General features: G+C 55.8%; 16 protein-coding genes and 1 pseudogene. 16 read left to right on the top strand and 1 reads right to left on the bottom strand.

Annotated features, from left to right (window positions below):
- Positions 1-138: 138 nt before the first annotated feature.
- The 16 genes from B3I26_RS13370 (at position 139) to B3I26_RS13295 (ending at position 17,492) form a co-directional block, all read left to right on the top strand.
- Entirely contained in the window at positions 139-891 is a 753-nt protein-coding gene (locus tag B3I26_RS13370; protein WP_296258263.1) for a maleate cis-trans isomerase family protein, read from the top strand.
- A 56-nt stretch (positions 892-947) separates the two neighbouring features.
- The gene (locus B3I26_RS13365) at positions 948-1,829 is read left to right on the top strand and encodes a LysR family transcriptional regulator (RefSeq protein WP_296258262.1); all 882 of its coding nucleotides are present in this window, start codon (positions 948-950) and stop codon (positions 1,827-1,829) included.
- 60 nt (positions 1,830-1,889) lie between these two features.
- The gene (locus B3I26_RS13360; RefSeq protein WP_296258261.1) at positions 1,890-2,276 is read left to right on the top strand and encodes a helix-turn-helix domain-containing protein; all 387 of its coding nucleotides are present in this window, start codon (positions 1,890-1,892) and stop codon (positions 2,274-2,276) included.
- A complete protein-coding gene (locus tag B3I26_RS13355; RefSeq protein ID WP_296258260.1) occupies positions 2,273-3,616 on the top strand; it encodes a type II toxin-antitoxin system HipA family toxin in 1,344 nt (447 codons plus the stop codon). Before B3I26_RS13360 ends, B3I26_RS13355 begins: the two co-directional genes overlap by 4 nt.
- Positions 3,617-3,708: 92 nt before the next feature.
- The gene (locus B3I26_RS13350) at positions 3,709-4,800 is read left to right on the top strand and encodes an endonuclease NucS domain-containing protein (protein ID WP_296258259.1); all 1,092 of its coding nucleotides are present in this window, start codon (positions 3,709-3,711) and stop codon (positions 4,798-4,800) included.
- A 326-nt stretch (positions 4,801-5,126) separates the two neighbouring features.
- Positions 5,127-6,680 carry a type I restriction-modification system subunit M gene (locus B3I26_RS13345; RefSeq protein ID WP_296258258.1) on the top strand — a complete coding sequence of 518 codons (1,554 nt, stop codon included), beginning with the start codon at positions 5,127-5,129 and terminating at the stop codon, positions 6,678-6,680.
- Positions 6,677-7,882 (top strand): restriction endonuclease subunit S, encoded by a 1,206-nt coding sequence (locus B3I26_RS13340; RefSeq protein WP_296258257.1) that lies wholly within the window; start codon positions 6,677-6,679, stop codon positions 7,880-7,882. The genes B3I26_RS13345 and B3I26_RS13340 overlap by 4 nt, the downstream gene beginning before the upstream one ends.
- A 3-nt stretch (positions 7,883-7,885) precedes the next feature.
- Positions 7,886-8,716, top strand: coding sequence for a hypothetical protein (locus tag B3I26_RS13335; protein ID WP_296258254.1), 831 nt, complete (start codon positions 7,886-7,888; stop codon positions 8,714-8,716).
- A 1-nt stretch (position 8,717) separates the two neighbouring features.
- Positions 8,718-12,128 carry a DEAD/DEAH box helicase family protein gene (locus tag B3I26_RS13330; protein ID WP_296258252.1) on the top strand — a complete coding sequence of 1,137 codons (3,411 nt, stop codon included), beginning with the start codon at positions 8,718-8,720 and terminating at the stop codon, positions 12,126-12,128.
- 286 nt (positions 12,129-12,414) lie between these two features.
- A complete protein-coding gene (locus tag B3I26_RS13325) occupies positions 12,415-13,677 on the top strand; it encodes a tyrosine-type recombinase/integrase (RefSeq protein ID WP_296258251.1) in 1,263 nt (420 codons plus the stop codon).
- A 2-nt stretch (positions 13,678-13,679) separates the two neighbouring features.
- Positions 13,680-14,309, top strand: a complete 630-nt coding sequence (locus B3I26_RS13320) for a hypothetical protein (protein ID WP_296258250.1) — start codon at positions 13,680-13,682, stop codon at positions 14,307-14,309.
- A 124-nt stretch (positions 14,310-14,433) separates the two neighbouring features.
- Positions 14,434-14,676 carry an AlpA family transcriptional regulator gene (locus B3I26_RS13315; RefSeq protein WP_296258249.1) on the top strand — a complete coding sequence of 81 codons (243 nt, stop codon included), beginning with the start codon at positions 14,434-14,436 and terminating at the stop codon, positions 14,674-14,676.
- Positions 14,676-15,083 carry a recombinase family protein gene (locus B3I26_RS13310; protein ID WP_296258248.1) on the top strand — a complete coding sequence of 136 codons (408 nt, stop codon included), beginning with the start codon at positions 14,676-14,678 and terminating at the stop codon, positions 15,081-15,083. The genes B3I26_RS13315 and B3I26_RS13310 overlap by 1 nt, the downstream gene beginning before the upstream one ends.
- A gap of 210 nt (positions 15,084-15,293) precedes the next feature.
- Complete coding sequence (locus B3I26_RS13305) at positions 15,294-15,881, top strand: recombinase family protein (RefSeq protein ID WP_296258247.1); 588 nt, start codon at positions 15,294-15,296, stop codon at positions 15,879-15,881.
- A gap of 2 nt (positions 15,882-15,883) precedes the next feature.
- A complete protein-coding gene (locus B3I26_RS13300; protein WP_296258246.1) occupies positions 15,884-16,537 on the top strand; it encodes a helix-turn-helix domain-containing protein in 654 nt (217 codons plus the stop codon).
- 109 nt (positions 16,538-16,646) lie between these two features.
- Positions 16,647-17,492: a hypothetical protein gene (locus B3I26_RS13295; protein WP_296258245.1), complete on the top strand. Its 846-nt coding sequence runs from the start codon at positions 16,647-16,649 to the stop codon at positions 17,490-17,492.
- Between the two features lie 184 nt (positions 17,493-17,676).
- Here B3I26_RS13295 and B3I26_RS13290 read toward each other — a convergent pair.
- Positions 17,677-17,864, bottom strand: a pseudogene (locus B3I26_RS13290) (hypothetical protein); the annotation flags it as partial.

The raw sequence follows: 17,864 nt of genomic DNA, 5'->3' as shown, positions 1-17,864 counted from the left end.
CTGCGACGAATATAGGTGGGCTTGCCATCGCCATCCGCGATGGCAAGCTCACCAATGCCTGATATACGCCCTTGATCACCCCTCCTAACATCGCTCACGCATGCCCCCATTGCTGCCCGCGAAATGACAGGAGAACCCATGAAACACTTCCGCATCGGCCAGATCGTCCCCAGCTCCAACACCACCATGGAAACCGAAATCCCGGCGATGCTGACCTCGCGTTATTCGCTGTTCCCGGATGAGCGCTTCACCTTTCATTCCTCGCGCATGCGCATGATGCACGTCAGCCCCGAAGAGCTGAAAAAGATGGACATCGACAGCGACCGCTGCGCGCTGGAACTGAGCGACGCACGAGTAGATGTCATGGCCTATGCCTGCCTGGTGGCAATCATGTGCCAGGGCGCGGGTTACCACACAGTTTCGCAGGAGCGGTTGGGCAAAACCGTCCTCGGCAACAACTCCAATGCCCCGGTCCTCAGCTCCGCCGGTGCGCTCATCGACAGTCTGCAGATGCTCGACTACAAGAAGGTCTCGATCATCACCCCGTATATGAAGCCGCTGACTCAACAGGTCATCGACTACATCGAAGCGGCCGGTATCGAAGTCGTCGACTCCATCAGCCTGGAAGTGTCCGACAACCTTGAAGTCGGTCGTCTGGACCCGATGAATCTCGTGGCCCACGCCGACAAGCTCAATATCGGACAAGCCGATGGCGTGGTGCTGTCGTGCTGCGTGCAAATGCCGTCACTGCCTGCGATCCAGGTCGTACAGGATCGTCTCGACAAACCGGTGCTTTCAGCTTCCGTCGCCACCGTCTACCAGATGCTCAAAACCCTCGGCCTCAAGGCCCAGGTGCCGAATGCCGGCCATCTGCTGTCCGGCAAGTTCTGAGTACACCCGTGACGAGGTACTATGGCCGCCACGCAGGCCCACGCCCGGTACCTCCCATGAAGCTCGATCCCGTTTCGCTGCGCCTTTTCGTCAGTGTCGTCGAAGAAGGCACCATCGCCGCAGCTGCCAAACGCGAACACATTGCGGCGGCGGCGGTCAGCAAGCGGCTCAGCGAACTGGAACAAGTGCTCGACTCCAGGCTGCTCAACCGCACCAACAAGGGCATCACCCCGACCGACGCCGGGTTATCGCTGCTGTTCATGGCCCGCAGCGCGCTGAACAACCTCAACGAAATCGTCGTGCAAATGCGTGACTACTCCCACGGCGGTCGCGGCTCGGTCAACATTCTGGCCAACATCTCGGCCATCACCCAATTCATGCCCAGCCTGCTCACCTCGTTCATGGCGCAATACCCGCTGATCAACGTCAGCCTCGAAGAACAGCCAAGCCTGGCAATCACCAAAGCCGTCGCTGAAAACCGCGCCGACATCGGCATCTTCACCCGCTTGCCACACGGCGCCGACATCGAAGTCTTCCCGTTTCGCACCGATCAATTGGTCCTGCTCGTGCCCAACGACCACCCGCTGGCCGCGCGCGCAAGCGTCACCTTCAACGAAACCCTCGACCATCAATACGTCACCCTGCGCAGCGGCACCCACCTCAACTTCCAGCTGATCAAAGCCGCCAATGACTTGGGCCGCGCCCTGAAAATCCGCATGGAAGTCGCCAGCTACGACGCCCTGTGTCTAATGGTTCAAGCAGGCGTCGGGCTCGGCATCATGCCCGAAGGCAGCGCGGCGATTTACAAGCTGGAGGGTGTCAAAGTCGTGCGATTGAATGAGGAATGGGCCAGCCGCGAACTCAGCGTCTGCGTGAGATCGCGGGAAGGGTTATCGACGGCGGCGGGGTTGTTTCTTGAGCATGTATTGGCGGGGTGATGGGCTGCGTTATTGATGCTCCGGGGCTACAAAACCACGCTTTAATGCCGAAATTGATGCTTGCGGGCTACAATTTATTTCCGCGAGCCTGCGATTTTAAGGCTGTATGAACATTGTGGTTTTGTGGCTTATAAGCTACAAAAACTCACTTTGATCGGATTTTTGATGCCCGAGGGTTACAAATTGTCAACGCTTACCGATGTTTGCGAAATGCTGAAACAAGCTCGCGGCGAGGCCAGACTGAGTCAAGAGGCTATAGCCACTCGCGCAGGGGTTTCGCGCTCCACCGTCGCACGCATGGAGACCATGGCCAAAGGCGACATGAGCGTCTCTGCCCTCGTCCGTTTACTGGAGGCCGCTGGCTATGATTTGAAGCTGGTCAAAGCCGGTCATCAGAGAACGGTGGAAGACATCCTCGCAGAGCAACGTTCGGGAGCGTCCGAATGATGCTGCTTGATGTGCACGTGGGCCCAAACAAGGTTGCCCAGCTCTACCGAGAGCGTGATGAATACGTTTTGAAATATCTACCTGGCGTCCCGCTTCAAGACTTTGTGAGCCTGGCACTGCCCGTCCGTGAAGAACCCTGGCGCTGGCCGCGAGATCTCTTCCCCTTTTTCCGGCAAAACCTTCCCGAAGGGTACTTGCTGGGAGTGATCCGCGAAGAATTTGGTTCGCTGCTCGATGGCACAGACCTCTCGCTGCTAGCCGTGATTGGTGGCGCCGGTATTGGGCGCGTCACCGTGACCCCCGAGGGCATCGCTCCTGGCGTGGAAATGGCTCCTCTGGAAATCGAGCAGTTGTTGAAAGCGCAGAACACGGCAGAGCATTTCGCATCGCTCGTTAGACGCTATGCGCGTGCTGCGGTATCTGGCGTCGTGCCTAAATTCATCGCTAATGATGTGGGGCATGCTGACTTGCCACTCGGTAAACCCACGATTCGCACCGGTTTTCACATTATCAAAGGGTCGGATGAAACCACACCCTATCTGGGCTTCAACGAGTTTTACACGATGAGGGTGCTTGAGCGTCTACAGGTTACGCCGGTGGCCAAATGCCGGATGTCCGAAGATGGACGGGTACTGATAGTGGATCGCTTCGACGTCGATGAACAAGGTCGGCCGCTCTATGGCGTTGAGGACGCTTGTGGCTTGTTGGGTTTGCCCCCCCATGAGAAATACGCAACCACCACCGAACGGGTGTGGAACGCCACTCGCCCGTATATCCCGGCGGATCGGTTGCGCGCGCAGCGAGAGCACTTCGGCTGGCAGATTCTGGCGAATTACGTGGTACGCAATGCTGACTGTCACGCTAAAAACATCGCGCTTTTTTACACCTCGCGAACGGACGTCACCTTCACTCCGGTGTATGACCTGGTGACCACCCAGGCTTACCCTCGGTTCGCCGCTAATCCTCCGGGGCTGCCTGTCGGCGGAAGGCAAACCTGGACGCCGGGTCGTACTCTGGAGGTCTTTTTCAACGGTGTCCTGGGAATCCCTGCGCGTCAGTACGCGGCGATGGTGGAGCAACTCTGCCAGTCTGCCGTCGAGGTCGGAAAAGAGGTGATAGAAGCGTCGAAGAATGAGCCTGCCTGGCGGGACGTTGCCAAGCACATGGTGCACGCATGGAACCAAGGGATGGAAACGTTGCGCAGTGCGAAAACGGCAGTCCACTTCAGAGGGCTGGACGAAGCCATTACCGAAGCGGGTTTCTCTGGTCCCCGGTCAGCGGAGAGTGGACGCGTCCAGATCGGGCGTTCTGAACTGCTGGCGCCGAGAAGGCCTAAGTAGGCTCGTGCGCGCCGCGTGTATGACGCTGGAATTTGGCGGCTATGATTAGCCGTCAGCATAACCTCTGTTTCACCTGAGTAAGGACCCGGATCTTGCCGATTAAAACGGATATTTGGACTGTCGATGCTTTCCCGACAAAGCTCGCTCCCAGCAGGTTGATAAGCGAGCAACTGCTCGAAGACATGATCGTAAACGCCCCAAGTATTCTCTCGGATGAGTGGATGCTTATCGGCCGACAGGAAGTCACCGGTATGGGTGGCCGGATTGATCTGCTTGCCATCGCCCCTGACGGCGCGCTGGTGCTAATCGAGCTCAAACGTGATCGCACCCCGCGTGAGGTCGTTGCCCAGGCGCTGGATTACGCCGTTTGGGTGCAAGGTTTGAACAACGACGAAGTCAGCGCCATCTATAAGCGCTTCCGCCCAGGTCATAGCCTCGATGAGGACTTCCGCTCTCGCTTTGGTCGCTTGCTTGTCGATGAGGAATTGAACAAGAGCCATCAACTCATCATCGTGGCGACCGAACTCGACGCCAGCAGCGAGCGCATCGTTTCCTACCTCAGCGCGCGCGACATCCCCATCAACGTTCTCTGCTTTCAAATCTTTCAAGCGGGCGACCGGCAGTTGCTCAGTCGTTCGTGGTTGCTCGATCCGGCTCAAACCCAGGTCAATGCCGTATCAGCCGCAGCGACCCACAACGAGCCATGGAATGGCGAGTTTTATTGTTCATTTGGCGATTCCCTTGCCCGTTCTTGGGAGGATGCCGTTGACTACGGCTTCATCTCCGGCGGAGGCGGTACCTGGTACAGCAGAACACTGCAGGTGCTGGAGGCAGGAGACCGAGTGTGGGTCAATGTTCCACAGCAGGGCTACGTGGGTGTCTGCCGCGTACTCGCACCCGCCGCACCGGCGAATGGGTTCACCGTCATGAAAAATGGTGTGGAGGTGCCCGTGCTGGAGGCCGCCAACCGTGGCAGCTATCACGTTGAGTTCGTCGATGATCCAGAGCGATGCGAGTACTTTGTCGCAGTTGAATGGCTGCACACCGTTGCGCTTTCGCAGGCTGTGCGTGAGGTGGGGTTGTTTGGCAATCAAAACACCATTTGTCGCCCAAGCACCCCAAAATGGCGTTGGACAATTGAGCGATTGAAGGCGGTTTTTTTGGGGGCTGATAGCGGGGAGTGATGTCCTTCCACACACTCGGGTCTGTACGAAAAGTCGGCGAGCGAAGGTCAGGCAAGGCAAAAACAGGCGAGGAAGCGGAGTCTACGTGTTGTAATTGAGCATTCTGAGCCTGTTTTTAACGCAGCATCACCGAACGTAGCCACTCTTCGTACAGAGCCTAGTCACGGCTTGACTTACGACCGATGGCTTTGGGTCGCAGCCCAAGTCCCAAGGCTGTTCTTACAGGCGATTCTTGCGCAATTAATGTCGCCTTCCGACAGCGCACTGTTCGCGCAGGCGCTATCATCCCCCACTTTTTCAGCGCCTGCCCAATGGGCGCGTGTGCTATGGAGCAACTGACGGTGATCACCGGCGAACTCAAGAGCAAGATTGACGCTATCTGGAATGCGTTCTGGTCGGGTGGCATTTCCAACCCGATGGAAGTCATGGAGCAACTGACGTACCTGCTGTTCCTGCGTCGTCTTGATGAGTTGCACATCCTGGAAGAGAACAAGGCCAATCGCCTGAAGCAGCCGATGGAGCGTCGTATCTTCCCTGAAGGGCTGGACCCACGGGGGTGCAATTACAACGACTATCGCTGGTCGTGCTTCAAACACCTGCCCCCGGAGACGATGTTCGAAGTGGTGGGCGAGCATGTGTTCCCTTTCCTGAAAACCATCGGCAGTGACGGCTCTACTTACAGCCATCACATGCGCGATGCACGCTTCACCATTCCCAAGCCCGCCTTGTTGGCCAAAGTGGTGGACTTGCTTGACGACATCCCTATGGAGGATCGCGACACCAAGGGCGATGTCTACGAGTACATGCTGGGCAAGATCGCCAGCGCCGGGCAGAACGGGCAGTTCCGCACACCACGGCACATCATTCAGTTGATGGTCGAGCTGACGGCGCCCAAGCCCAACGATGTCATTTGTGACCCGGCCAGCGGCACCTGTGGCTTTCTGGTCGCCGCGGGTGAGTACCTGCGCGAACAAAATCCGGGTTTGCTGCTGGACGCTACCCAGCGTCAGCACTTTCACCACGGCATGTTCCACGGCTTCGACTTTGATAACACCATGTTGCGCATCGGCAGCATGAACATGTTGCTGCACGGGGTGGAAAACCCGGACATCCGTTATCGCGATTCCCTGGCCGAAGACACCGCAGGCGAGGCCGAGCACTACAGCCTGATCCTGGCCAACCCGCCGTTTGCGGGCAGCCTGGATTACGAAAGCACCGCCAAAGACCTGCAGCGCATCGTTAAAACCAAAAAGACCGAACTGCTGTTTCTGGCCTTGTTCCTGCGCTTGCTCAAACCGGGTGGTCGTGCGGCGGTGATCGTGCCGGACGGCGTGATGTTTGGTTCGAGCAAGGCGCACAAAGAGCTGCGCAGGACGATCATTGAAGACCACAAGCTCGATGGCGTGGTGAAGTTGCCGAGTGGTGTGTTCAAGCCGTATGCAGGTGTAGCCACTTCGATTCTGCTGTTCACCAAAACCAATTCCGGCGGTACTGACAACGTCTGGTTCTACGACGTGCAGGCGGATGGTATGAGTTTGGACGACAAGCGCACGCCGCTGCTCAGTGACGATAAGTTGGGGGTTGCGCCCAAGGTTGCGCTGAGTGATGAGGAGCATGCGAAGAATAATTTGCCGGATGTAGTTTCGCGGTGGAAAGAGCGAAACGGTAAAGAGCGGGAGCGTTCTCGTACGGAGCAGAGTTTTTGTGTGTCAAAAAACGAAATAGCGGCGCAGGGTTATGATCTTAGCTTGGGTCGATATAAAGCTACGGTACGTGAGAATGTAGAGTATGACTCGCTTCAAGTGATTCTAGCGGAGCTGGAGGCGCTGGAAGTTGAGATCAGTGAGGGCATGCAGAGTGTCCGGGAATTACTGAAATGACGCCCGCATCCGGCGAACTTATCCGCGCAGATATATTGCCCCCAGATTGGAAGTTAGTCACTCTCTCCCAAGTTGCGGAATATTCACTTGGGAAAATGCTAGACGCTGCAAAAAATAAAGGCTGTCCATTTTTTTATCTTGGAAATGTCAATGTTAAATGGTTTGGATTTGATCTTTCTGATTTAAGATCCATGCAGTTCGAGGGGCATGAGCTAGAGCGCTTTGGGCTGAAAAAAGGGGATGTGCTCATTTGCGAGGGTGGCGAAGCTGGACGTGCTGCGATTTGGGACGAGCAACTGCCGAATATCAAGTTTCAGAAGGCGATTCACCGAGTTAGGCCAGGCCCCGAACTGCTCAACAGGTTTTTGGTTCATAGGCTGTTGATGGATTCGCATTCGGGGCGGCTCGCAGAGTATTACACAGGCGCTACGATCAAGCATCTTACGAGTAAAGATCTCGGTCGCTATAGCTTTGGGCTACCACCGATAGATGAACAAAATAAAATTGTTTCGATATTGGATTGCGTCGAATCTGTTCGCGCGAAGCGACGATTAACGCTGAGCAAGCTCGGCGGACTTACCCAAGCGATTTTCGTCCATATGTTCGGTGATCCAGAAATAAATCCAAAAGGCCTTCCCATGGCGAAGCTCAAAGACTTAGGAAGGTTGGAGCGGGGCGTATCTAAGCACAGGCCTAGAAATGCGCCAGAATTAATGGGAGGTCCTTACCCTCTTGTTCAAACCGGGGATGTCTCTCGGTGTGGGGGCTATTTGAGGACTTTTACCACGACTTATTCAGATGCTGGACTTCGTCAAAGTAAGATTTGGCCTGCCGGAACGTTATGTATAACCATCGCCGCTAATATTGCTAAAACAGGGGTGTTAATGTTTGATGCCTGTTTTCCGGACAGTGTTGTAGGTTTCTCTTCTGATCGGTCAGCAACTGTTGAATATGTTCGCGTCTGGTTGTCTTTTTTACAAAAAAAATTAGAGGAAAGCGCCCCGTCGTCTGCACAGAAAAATATAAATTTAGCTGTTTTACGTGATCTGGATATCCCCATTCCTTCCCCGACAGACCTAGAGATTTTTTTGAGAAGGATTACGTCATTGGAGAAACTCAAAGCCTCTCACAGCGAACATCTCGCCCGACTCGATAACCTTTTCGCCTCCCTCCAACACCGCGCCTTCCGAGGCGAGCTCTAACCCATGCGCGGCGCCGTACTCCCCGTCTGGTCCCGAACATGGCGCGAGGTCTGGAGCCCGTTGGCGCGTCATGCTTCTGCGCCAGCCGATCTGTTCTGCGAGTTGTACCGGGCATTGTTGCCCGCCCTGAAAACACCGCCGTCTATGGCGGTACTGGCCGAAATCATCGACGACCCGCCTCTGGCCCGCCGTGCTTTCAGGCGGATCAACGCCTCTGCCTTGATCGACGAGCCTGCGCTGCTGGCGTTTTTGCAAAACGCTCACGCGGTCCTTAATGATCTGGCGGGCGAGGCGCTGGCCAACGCGTACTTCAACCGGCTCGAACACTTCATCACCACCTACAATCTGCGGTACGAATTACGTCGCCCCTGCCGGCTTTATCCTACGCTGCCTGGTCTGTTCGCTGGCATGGTTCAAGGCCTGCGCGACACCCATGCCGAGCATCCCCACCTGCACACCCTGCAACGCGACTTCGACGACGCCTTCCGCGACCTGCACGACAAGGGTGGCGAAGGGCGCATCAAGACCTGCTTGCAAAAACACATCAACCTGCTGGAAGCACTCGGCCGGGTTCATCCGCAGGTTGATGAATATGCCTTGTCGAGCATCTGCGATCAGTTGCCTCACTGGCCGCACATCAAAGTGCGGCAGTCGCTGAAAAACCTCTACAGCTTCACCTGCGACTACCCGGGCATTCGCCATGGCGGCAAGCCCGGCAGCGTGGAGGGCAAGGTAGAGATGCGCGACATGCTGGCACTTTGTATTCTGTTCACCGGCTTTACCCCTTACCTGACCGATCGGCTGGACGCTGCCGCCCTATTTCAAGGACGTTGATATGAGTAACTTTGCCTTCCTGCGCACTGAATGGCCCGGTCTCTACGCCGAGGCGATCAACGCCGAAGCCAACGTTCTGGCGGACCCCAGATCCTCCTGTTTCTATGCCCGACGCACGCTGGAGCTGCTGGTGGCCTGGCTGTTCCAGGCCGACCGCAGTCTGAAGCTGCCTTACAAAAGCGACCTCTCGGCATTTCTCTTCGAGCCCACCTTCAAGGCGCTGACCGGACCGATGCTGCACGCCAAAATGGAAGTCATCCGCAAGCGCGGTAACGACGCCGTGCACAGCGCCCGGCAGGTTCGTGAGCAAGATGCTCAGGCAGTATTGAGTGAGCTGTTTCACGTGGCCTACTGGCTGGGCCGACGTTTCGCACGCAGCGCGGCCGGCAGACCCGACGCCGCGTTACGCTTTAATCCTGCGCTCATACCCAAGCCTGCGCACGCCGTGGCCACCCAGAGTCAGGCTCAACTGCAGGCGCTGGAAAAAGAGCTGGCGTTGCGCGATGCCGCGCTGGTGCAGGCGCAAAAGAAAAACGCAGACCTGGATCGCGAGCTTGCCGCGTTGCGTGTCGAGGTTGAGAAGGCCAAGGTGGCCAACGCGGCTCAGCCCGATACCCACGATTACGACGAAGCCCAGACCCGGGATCTGTTCATTGATCAGTTACTGCACGAAGCCGGTTGGTCGCTGGATGCAGGCCGTGATCGCGAGTATGAAGTCGCGGGTATGCCGAGCGGTCAGGGCAAGGGTTACGTTGATTACGTACTCTGGGGCGACGACGGCAAACCCATGGCCTTGATCGAAGCCAAGCGTACGCAACGCGATGCTCATCAAGGGCAGCAGCAAGCCAAGCTGTATGCCGATTGCCTGGAGCAGATGTACGGCCAGCGCCCGCTGATCTATTTCACCAATGGCTACGAGCACTGGCTGTGGGATGACGTGATGTACCCGCCGCGAATGATTCAGGGCTTTCACAAGAAGGCCGAGCTTGAACTGCTGATTCAACGCCGCACCCGCCGCAAGGCGCTGGGCATGGCAACCATCAATGAAGTGATCGTCGAGCGGCATTACCAGCATCGGGCGATCCGGCGAATCAGTGAAACCTTCGAGCGCGATCGTCAGCGCAAGGCCTTGGTGGTGATGGCGACCGGTGCAGGCAAGACCCGAACCGTCATCGCACTGAGCGATTTGCTGATGCGCTGCAATTGGGCCAAACGCATTCTGTTTCTCGCTGATCGGGTGGCGCTGGTCAATCAAGCAGCCAACGCGTTCAAGCGCTTTTTGCCCAGCGCGGCGCCGGTAAATCTGGTCACTGAAAAGCACACTGAAGGCCGCATTTACGTATCGACCTATCCGACGATGATGGGGCTGATCGATGAAAAGCAGGACGGACAGCGCCGGTTTGGCCCTGGCCATTTCGACCTGATCATCATCGATGAAGCTCACCGCTCGGTGTATCAGAAGTACCGGGCGATTTTTTCCTACTTTGACGCGCTATTGGTCGGGCTGACGGCTACCCCAAAAGACGAGATCGACCGCAACACCTACAGCCTCTTTAACCTGGAAAGCGGCGTGCCGACCGACGCCTACACCCTCGAAGACGCCATCGCCGAGGGCTATCTGGTTAGGCCCCGAGGGGTTTCTGTGCCGTTTAAGTTCCAGCGAGCGGGCATTCGCTACGATGATCTTTCCGAAGACGAGAAGGATCAGTGGGACGAGCTGGAGTGGGGTGAAGGGCAGGAGGTGCCGGACGAGGTGAACGCCGATGCGGTCAACCGTTGGTTGTTCAATACCGACACCGTCGACAAGATGCTGCAAGCGTTGATGGAACGCGGCCACACAGTCGCGGGTGGCGACCGACTGGGCAAAACCATTATTTTTGCCAAGAACAATGCTCACGCGCTGTTTATTGCCAAGCGTTTCGATGAGAACTACCCGGATAAGGCGGGTGCCTTTGCGCGGGTCATTACGTACGAGACGAAATACGCGCAAACGCTCATTGATGATTTCTCCATCAGAGACAAAGCACCGCACATTGCGGTTTCTGTCGACATGCTCGACACCGGGATCGACGTGCCGGAAGTGGTCAACCTGGTGTTCTTCAAGATCGTGCGTTCCAAGGCCAAGTTCTGGCAGATGGTCGGGCGCGGCACTCGCTTGTGCGAAAACCTCTTCGCGCCGGGCCAGGACAAAGAAGACTTCTTCATCTTCGATTTCTGTCAGAACCTGGAGTTTTTCAACCACAACCCTGAGCCCACCGAGGGCACGCTGAGCGAACCGCTAGGGCAGCGCCTGTTCAAGTCGCGTCTGGAGATGTTGGCGGCGCTGGATCGCAGACGCGCCAGTGTTCAGGTCGCAGAAATACCCATGCCTTATGAAGGCGCGTTCAGCGATGACCAGCTACGCGATGACATCGCGCAAAGCCTGCATGAGCGCGTCTCGTCGACGACGCTTGATAATTTTGTCGTCCGCCCGAAACGGCGCTGGGTCGAGCCATATGCCGCTGCTGGCGCGTGGAAGACGCTGAGTGACACGCAGTTGCAAGAAATAGCGGAGCACGTTTCCGGTTTGCCTTCCAGGGTCACCGAGGAAGACGAAGAGGCCAAGCGCTTCGACCTTCTGTTGCTGCGATTGCAGTTGTGCATTCTCAACGGGGAACCGGGTTTTGCGCGCTTGAGTGAAAAGGTTAGGGATTTGGCCGAATCGCTTTTAGGGCAGAAGAACATTCCGGATATTGCGAAACATGCACTGCTGATCGAGGCGGTCGCCGGGCAAGCGTGGTGGGAAGACGTTACGGTCTCAATGCTGGAGCAGGCACGCCGCAAGCTGCGTGGCTTGATCAAGCTGCTGGAGAAGGGCCGGGGCGTGGCGGTGTATACGGATTTTGAAGATGCCTTGGGCAGCATTGATGAAGTGGCGATGCCCTCAATGGTCAACCCGGCAAGTTTCGAGCGATTCCGAGAGAAAGCGCGTACGTTTTTGCGGGCGCATCTGGATCACCTGTCGCTCCAGAAGCTACGTCGCAATCAACCGCTGACACCTTTGGACCTTGAGGCGCTGGAACAGATGCTGATCGAAAGCGGCGGCGGCGCGGGTGAGATCAGCAGGGCAAAGGAGCAGGCCAAGGGGCTGGGGCTGTTCATCCGCTCTTTGGTGGGCATGGACCTGGGCGCGGCTGCGGACGCGCTCTCAGGATTTCTTGTTGGGAAATCATTCAACGCAAACCAGATCGAGTTCAGCAACCTGGTCATCCAGCATTTGACCGAGCATGGGGTCATGAGCGCCGCGCGTCTTTATGAGTCGCCATTTACGGATATCACCCCGAGTGGGCCGGACGGGTTGTTTGATTCCGAGCAGATCGACGCGTTGCTTTGCGCGTTGGGCAAGATTGAAGCGGGGGCGTTGGTGGCTTGAGCTGCGAATGGATCTAAGCATCACGATTAGGATGATCGGATCTTTGCGTCAGAGAGTTTCCCGATCGCGCAACTCAACGCAGTGGGCAAATCACAGGCAATTAAAAAGCCGGCTTGTGGCCGGCTTATTTTATTTCCTTGAAGTTCTGCTGAGTTATGCCTTTGTGCGTGTATGCCTGGATAAAATAAGGCTTTACGCCTAATATTCGTCCACTGTTTGCCAAGAGCGCCCATCAGAAGCTACTGCTTTTGGTATGGGCTAATGTATGGGCTGTGTGGGGAATGATGTGACGAAGCTGACCGTTGCAGGTGTTAACAAACTGGTCAAAGAACGCAAGCCGGGAATGACCAATGATGGTCAGGGCCTTTATTTTCGAATCACTCCGTCTGGTGGCGGTGGCTGGATCTTTCGATATCGCTTAGCTGGCAAGCTCCGGGATATGGGCCTGGGCTCATTTCCTGATGTCAGCTTGCAAAGCGCTCGCATTAAGGCCGCTGACGCTCGAAAGCTGATTGCAAATGGAATGGACCCTTTGCGCGAACGAGATCTGGTACGAGAGGCGGAGCGTAAAGCCCAGCGCGCCAGCGCAGCCAAGACATCCACCTTCGAAATACTTGTCGGTGATTACATCACTGCTCACGGCGAGGGGTGGTCGGAGAAGTGGCGTAAGGGATGGCTTTCCAAGATGGAGCGTTTCGCGTTCCCCAGCATCGGCAGCTTGCCCGCAGCTGAGATTGAAACTGAGCACGTGGTGGACGTGCTCAAACCAATCTGGCAGTCCAAGCCGCGCACCGGCGATGAGGTCAGAGGGCAGATTGAACAAGTTTTAGATGCAGCGAAGGCTCTTGGATTGCGTGAAGGCGAGAACCCGGCTCGTTGGCGCGGGCATTTGGACAATCTGCTATCAAGAGATTCCAAGAAGCATGGAAGAAAGCGCACGCATTTTGCAGCCATGAGATGGCAGGTGCTGCCAGCTCTGATTGCTGAACTTCAATTGCTTGAAACTTTCCCTTCATTCGCTGCCCAGCTGTTGATCCTAACTGGTGCTCGCGCCCGTATGGTGGGGTTCGCTCGCTGGGAGGAGTTTGATCTTGAGGCGCGCACTTGGTCACTTTCAGCTACGCGTATGAAGATGCGGAAGGAGTTTGTGGTCCCGCTTGCAGAGCCGGTGGTCGAGCTGTTGGGCAAGATTCCACGCGTCGCGGCCAGTCCTTACCTCTTCCCGGGGCGAGGTAAAAGTGGAGTGATGCATGCGAACGCTGTTCGTAACCTTTTACATGGCTTGAATCATGGCGACATTACTCGCCATGGATTTCGCTCGACTTTCCGTGATTGGGCTGCCGAGCGTACTAGCTACCCTCGGGAAATCTGCGAGATGGCGCTGGCGCATGATGAACGTGACCAGACTGAAGGAGCTTATTCGCGCACGGATTTTCTTGAGAAGCGTCGAAGCCTGATGTCCGACTGGGCTAGCTTCGCGGTCGGCAGTCCCTCTGATAACCTCATGTTAGGTGCGTTTGATAGACAAGCGCGGCGCAGTGGAGATTAATTATGAGGCATGACCATTTGTTGCTTCAGTGGCTTACCACCAGTCAGGCGCTCGAAAACCTGAGGAGTATGACGAACCAACCTATCTCCGAAGAGGACCTGATTAGCTATTGTGAGGAGAATCTCTGCTCCGTCTATATTGATGGCGGCGGACTCAAAGGAGACGAACAGGTGGGATCAAGCGATGAGGTCCCGAAATCGGTATATGGGGCCGGTTATCAGAGGATTCTTAATGCTGAGGCGTTGAGGGGGGTAAGCAGTGCGGGGGCGGTCCTTCTAAGGTTGGTCGGCCCGGTCTTCTCGGATCACGAGGATGACTTTCAGGAGCGAGTATGCGTATGGGATGGGCTGGTAGCGTGTGAACGTCTCATGGTGCGGTTCAGCACACCCGACATCCTGGGGCTTGCAGAGAGATTTGCAGCCAGCACCGGCAAGAAGTTGAAGCTCGATCCGCGAGAGAAAAAAAGCGTCGCTATGGTTATCGCAGTCCTCGCGAAAATGGCAGGTGTTGACATCTCGCACCCGTATGGGGACATCGCTGCAATCCGAGCATCTGCCGCTAGCTACGGCTTAGTTCTCCCCGAGCACGATGACACTATCGCAAAGTTTCTGGAGATGGCACAAAAAAAATAGGTGCAGCCACCCCATTATCTCTTAATAGGTTTTTGCTCAATCTATTGGGACAAAAGCCTGAGTTAATTCATTACCTTGCTTTTCGTCAACCACCCGAGGCCACAGCGGTCATTGGAGCAAAGTAATGGAAAGAAACACCTTCGAAAGCCAGGTCCAGCGCCGGATCCTCCGCCGCCCTGAAGTTGAAACTCGAACTGGGTTCAAACGCGCACATATCTACAGCCTAATGAAGCGAGGACTTTTTCCTAAGGCGGTTCCGATTGGGGCCCGAGCCGTCGGGTGGGATTCATATGCAATCGACGCATGGATAGAGCATCGCGTTTCCGGTAATCCTTCCAGTCGCAACTTGGCAGGAGGAGCACTCTGATGGCGACTCTCGGTTATATCGTTCTCAGCGGTAACACGGACAAGACTGTTAGCCAAGCTTGCGACATTGCTAGGGCTGTTACCCAGGCTTGCGACATTGGCAAGCTAGATGATGTGTTCGTAGAAGAAGCGTCGAACCGGTCGGTCAGCCTCCTTAAAAGACCGAAATTTCTAGAGGCGCGGAGGGCGCTTCGTAGTGGGGACACATTCGTCGTTGCCGCAACGGACATCCTAGGCACCAATCCAAAAGAGCTTCTGCAGGCTTTGCAATCACTTAGCAGAAAAGGTGTGTCAGTCGTCTTAGCGCGAGCACGCATAACCCTCGATAGCCCCGATGGAAAGGCGTATATGGCTTTGCTCAGATCTGTGGTGAAGATGCAGATGAGGCTCCAGAGCTTGCAGTGGTGACTTCACGCTCACTGCATGGTTGTGGATGGGGCTCGCGCCCCGTCCACGCAATTGTTGCTAGCTCAGAGAGTGTGCCTTTTTAGCCAGCAAGACCCGACTGGCGCACTCTTGAAGACATTGGGTGATGAGGTGGCTCAGAATTGTTGTTTTATTCTGAGCCATCCCGTATATTCTGAGCCATATTTTTGAGCCAGATAGCGGTGAGTTCTCATGACAGTCCTAGCCTATGTTCGAGTCAGTACCGACGACCAGAGCACGAACGCTCAGCGTCACGCAATCACTGAGCGGCACAACGTCGGTAAATGGTTCGAGGATCAAGCTGTCAGCGGCGCAACGAAAGCTCTTGATCGTCCAGGTTTCGCAGAGTTGTTCAAATATGCGCGAGAGGGCGACACCCTGGTTGTCGCTGCCATTGATCGCCTGGGACGCGATACCTTGGACTTGCTCACTACGGTTCAAGCGCTAGAAGGGAAACGTGTGGCAGTCGTTTCACTTCGAGAAGGCTTTGATCTGTCGACGCCCATCGGAAAAGCGATGCTTACGATGTTGGGCGCAGTAGCTGAGCTTGAGCGATCAAACATAAAAGCCCGTCAGTTGGCAGGTATTACACGAGCGAAGGCCTCTGGGCAGAAGCTGGGCGCTCCGAAGCGTATCGATGACGAGGCTGTCCGCATCTGGCGCGAAGCAAACAAGGCGACGATTCAAGAAACGGCTACACAATTTTCGATATCGATTGCGGCAGTGAAGCGGGCGTGCGCCGGCAGATCTTCCGCGACTGTGAGGGTGGAGGGAGCGTAATCATGTCAGGTAAGCAGAAGACTCCAGATCAAGAGACACAAGCAATCGTGCTCAGAGAAGCCGGTTGGACCGTATCGGCAATCGCTGACCGGCTCACTATAAGTGTTAGCACTGTGCAGCGTCTCTTGAAGAAGCATCATGTGATTGCCGGCGCCGGTACTCAGGCTTTGATTGATAAGGCCAGAGAGGAACTGTTGACTGCTGCGTTCTCTTTGGAGGCAGTTCAGCAAACAGCGGCATCATTGGTAGCCGACGAGCTGGCGCTAGTCCGGCAGATCCGACAAAAGATCGCCAGTTCGGTAGAGCATCTAGATCCGACGAACCCCATAGCCTTCCGTGGCCTCGCTGCTGCCTCGACGGCGCTGAAACTTACTCAAGACGTTACTCGTCGCGCGTTGCCTGTCGACAAGCTCGGTCAGGCGATGGAAATCGAGGAGCTACCGGAGCTTCGGATTCGGATCATGACGGAAGATGATGTTGCAGAGATGCGGATGCAGCAACGCATCGAAGAAGCTGAGCGAAACGGAGATCTTCAGAGCCTCAACGATGAGCATGAAAACTTGCGATGGATGGCATCCAGACGACTGGCACAGTTGAATCGCGCAGATGACGACATCGTGATCGAGGGCGATGACTCTCTTATGACCGGAACCTGACCGGTCAAGTGTCAAACCCTTAGAACGCAGTGTAAGCATCGACCACCATGGCTGTTCTGCCGGTATGGTCATTTTGAAAATCGGACCCGAGACCTGGCAGCAGCAAGCCATGAATGATCACACACGCTTTTTCGCCACTCCAACACCGCCCTGCGCTGGAGTAAATGCAAAAACAATCCGTCGGCGAGTGACTGCTAGAGCGCTTGTAACCTCAGGTCAGGCACAGCTTCTAGCTGGCTTTGCTGCCGGTATGGAAAAACGGGTAGCAGCTATTAGTCAATTGGACCCTCAGATAGATCAGACAGACATAGAGCGTATCCAGAAGATCGATTCCTATGTTCGAAGCCTTGCAAGGAGCTACCTCTCTACCGGCAAGCTCCCGGATTGGTCGAAGAGCCTCAGTAAAGACATCAAGCAGTTCTTCCGGCTGCGTCATCTTCTCTCACAGCCTCACGCTCAAGTAATCAGTATTCGCTTAGGGCACAAGGTCGCGGAGGCGGCCCTGAGTGCTCCAAGAGGTCCTGCTGACTACCTAGCCGGCGTGATCATGAGAACGCTCAAGGCGTTGGATGTTAATACCGAATTGGCATTCAACCTTGAGTTTGTGCACGGTGCCTGTCGTGAGAACCATCCACTGCACATTCACGGTGTGCTGTGTGTGCCGGATGACCAGTTATCTGCCGTCATAGATGCGCTCACCCGGGCGCTTGCTACCGGGTATAGGGCTCGATGGAAAAATGTAGCTGTGTTGCTTGAGAGGCCGCAGAGTCCAGGCTTTTGGGCCACCTACTGCATTAAAGAGTCGGACGTGACGTCCGAGATACTGTCTAGGAACTCTGGCCGGACGGATTCGGCGTCTTATGCCACTCGGGCACAGACCCGCAACGCGAGAGCGTTCTATGCCAAGATCGACAAATGGTTTGGTATGGGGCTCGCAAAAAACTTGCCCACCTGAGTTTGCACAAATGGCAAGGTTTGCACCTACTTCTGGGTTGCTGGTCTAGACGAATGCGGCCAATTGGCCAGATGGAAAGCGCGCGGTCATTTTTAGCGACTGCGCACCAACGTTGTCATTGAGTTGGATCGCGACCCTCGCTGGGCCGGAATAACTGAAGGCAGTGCGAACTGCCTGTTGGAAACTAGCGGCAAGAGCCAGTGTTGAGAAAGTGCTCGATTTCATCGATGAAATCGCTTTGAGGGGTGTAGCTCTGGTCTCTGATGGAGACTGTCACTGAGTCACCGCTCTTCTTGCCATAGGCTCCATCCCAAATGTAGCTGTGCCCGATGAAGTGCTCCCCAAAGTACATGGACTTGCCCCTACAAAACC

It is taken from the genome of Pseudomonas sp. UBA5706 (assembly GCF_002419965.1).
Classification (GTDB): domain Bacteria; phylum Pseudomonadota; class Gammaproteobacteria; order Pseudomonadales; family Pseudomonadaceae; genus Aquipseudomonas.
This window is presented reverse-complemented; position numbering and strand designations above follow the sequence as displayed.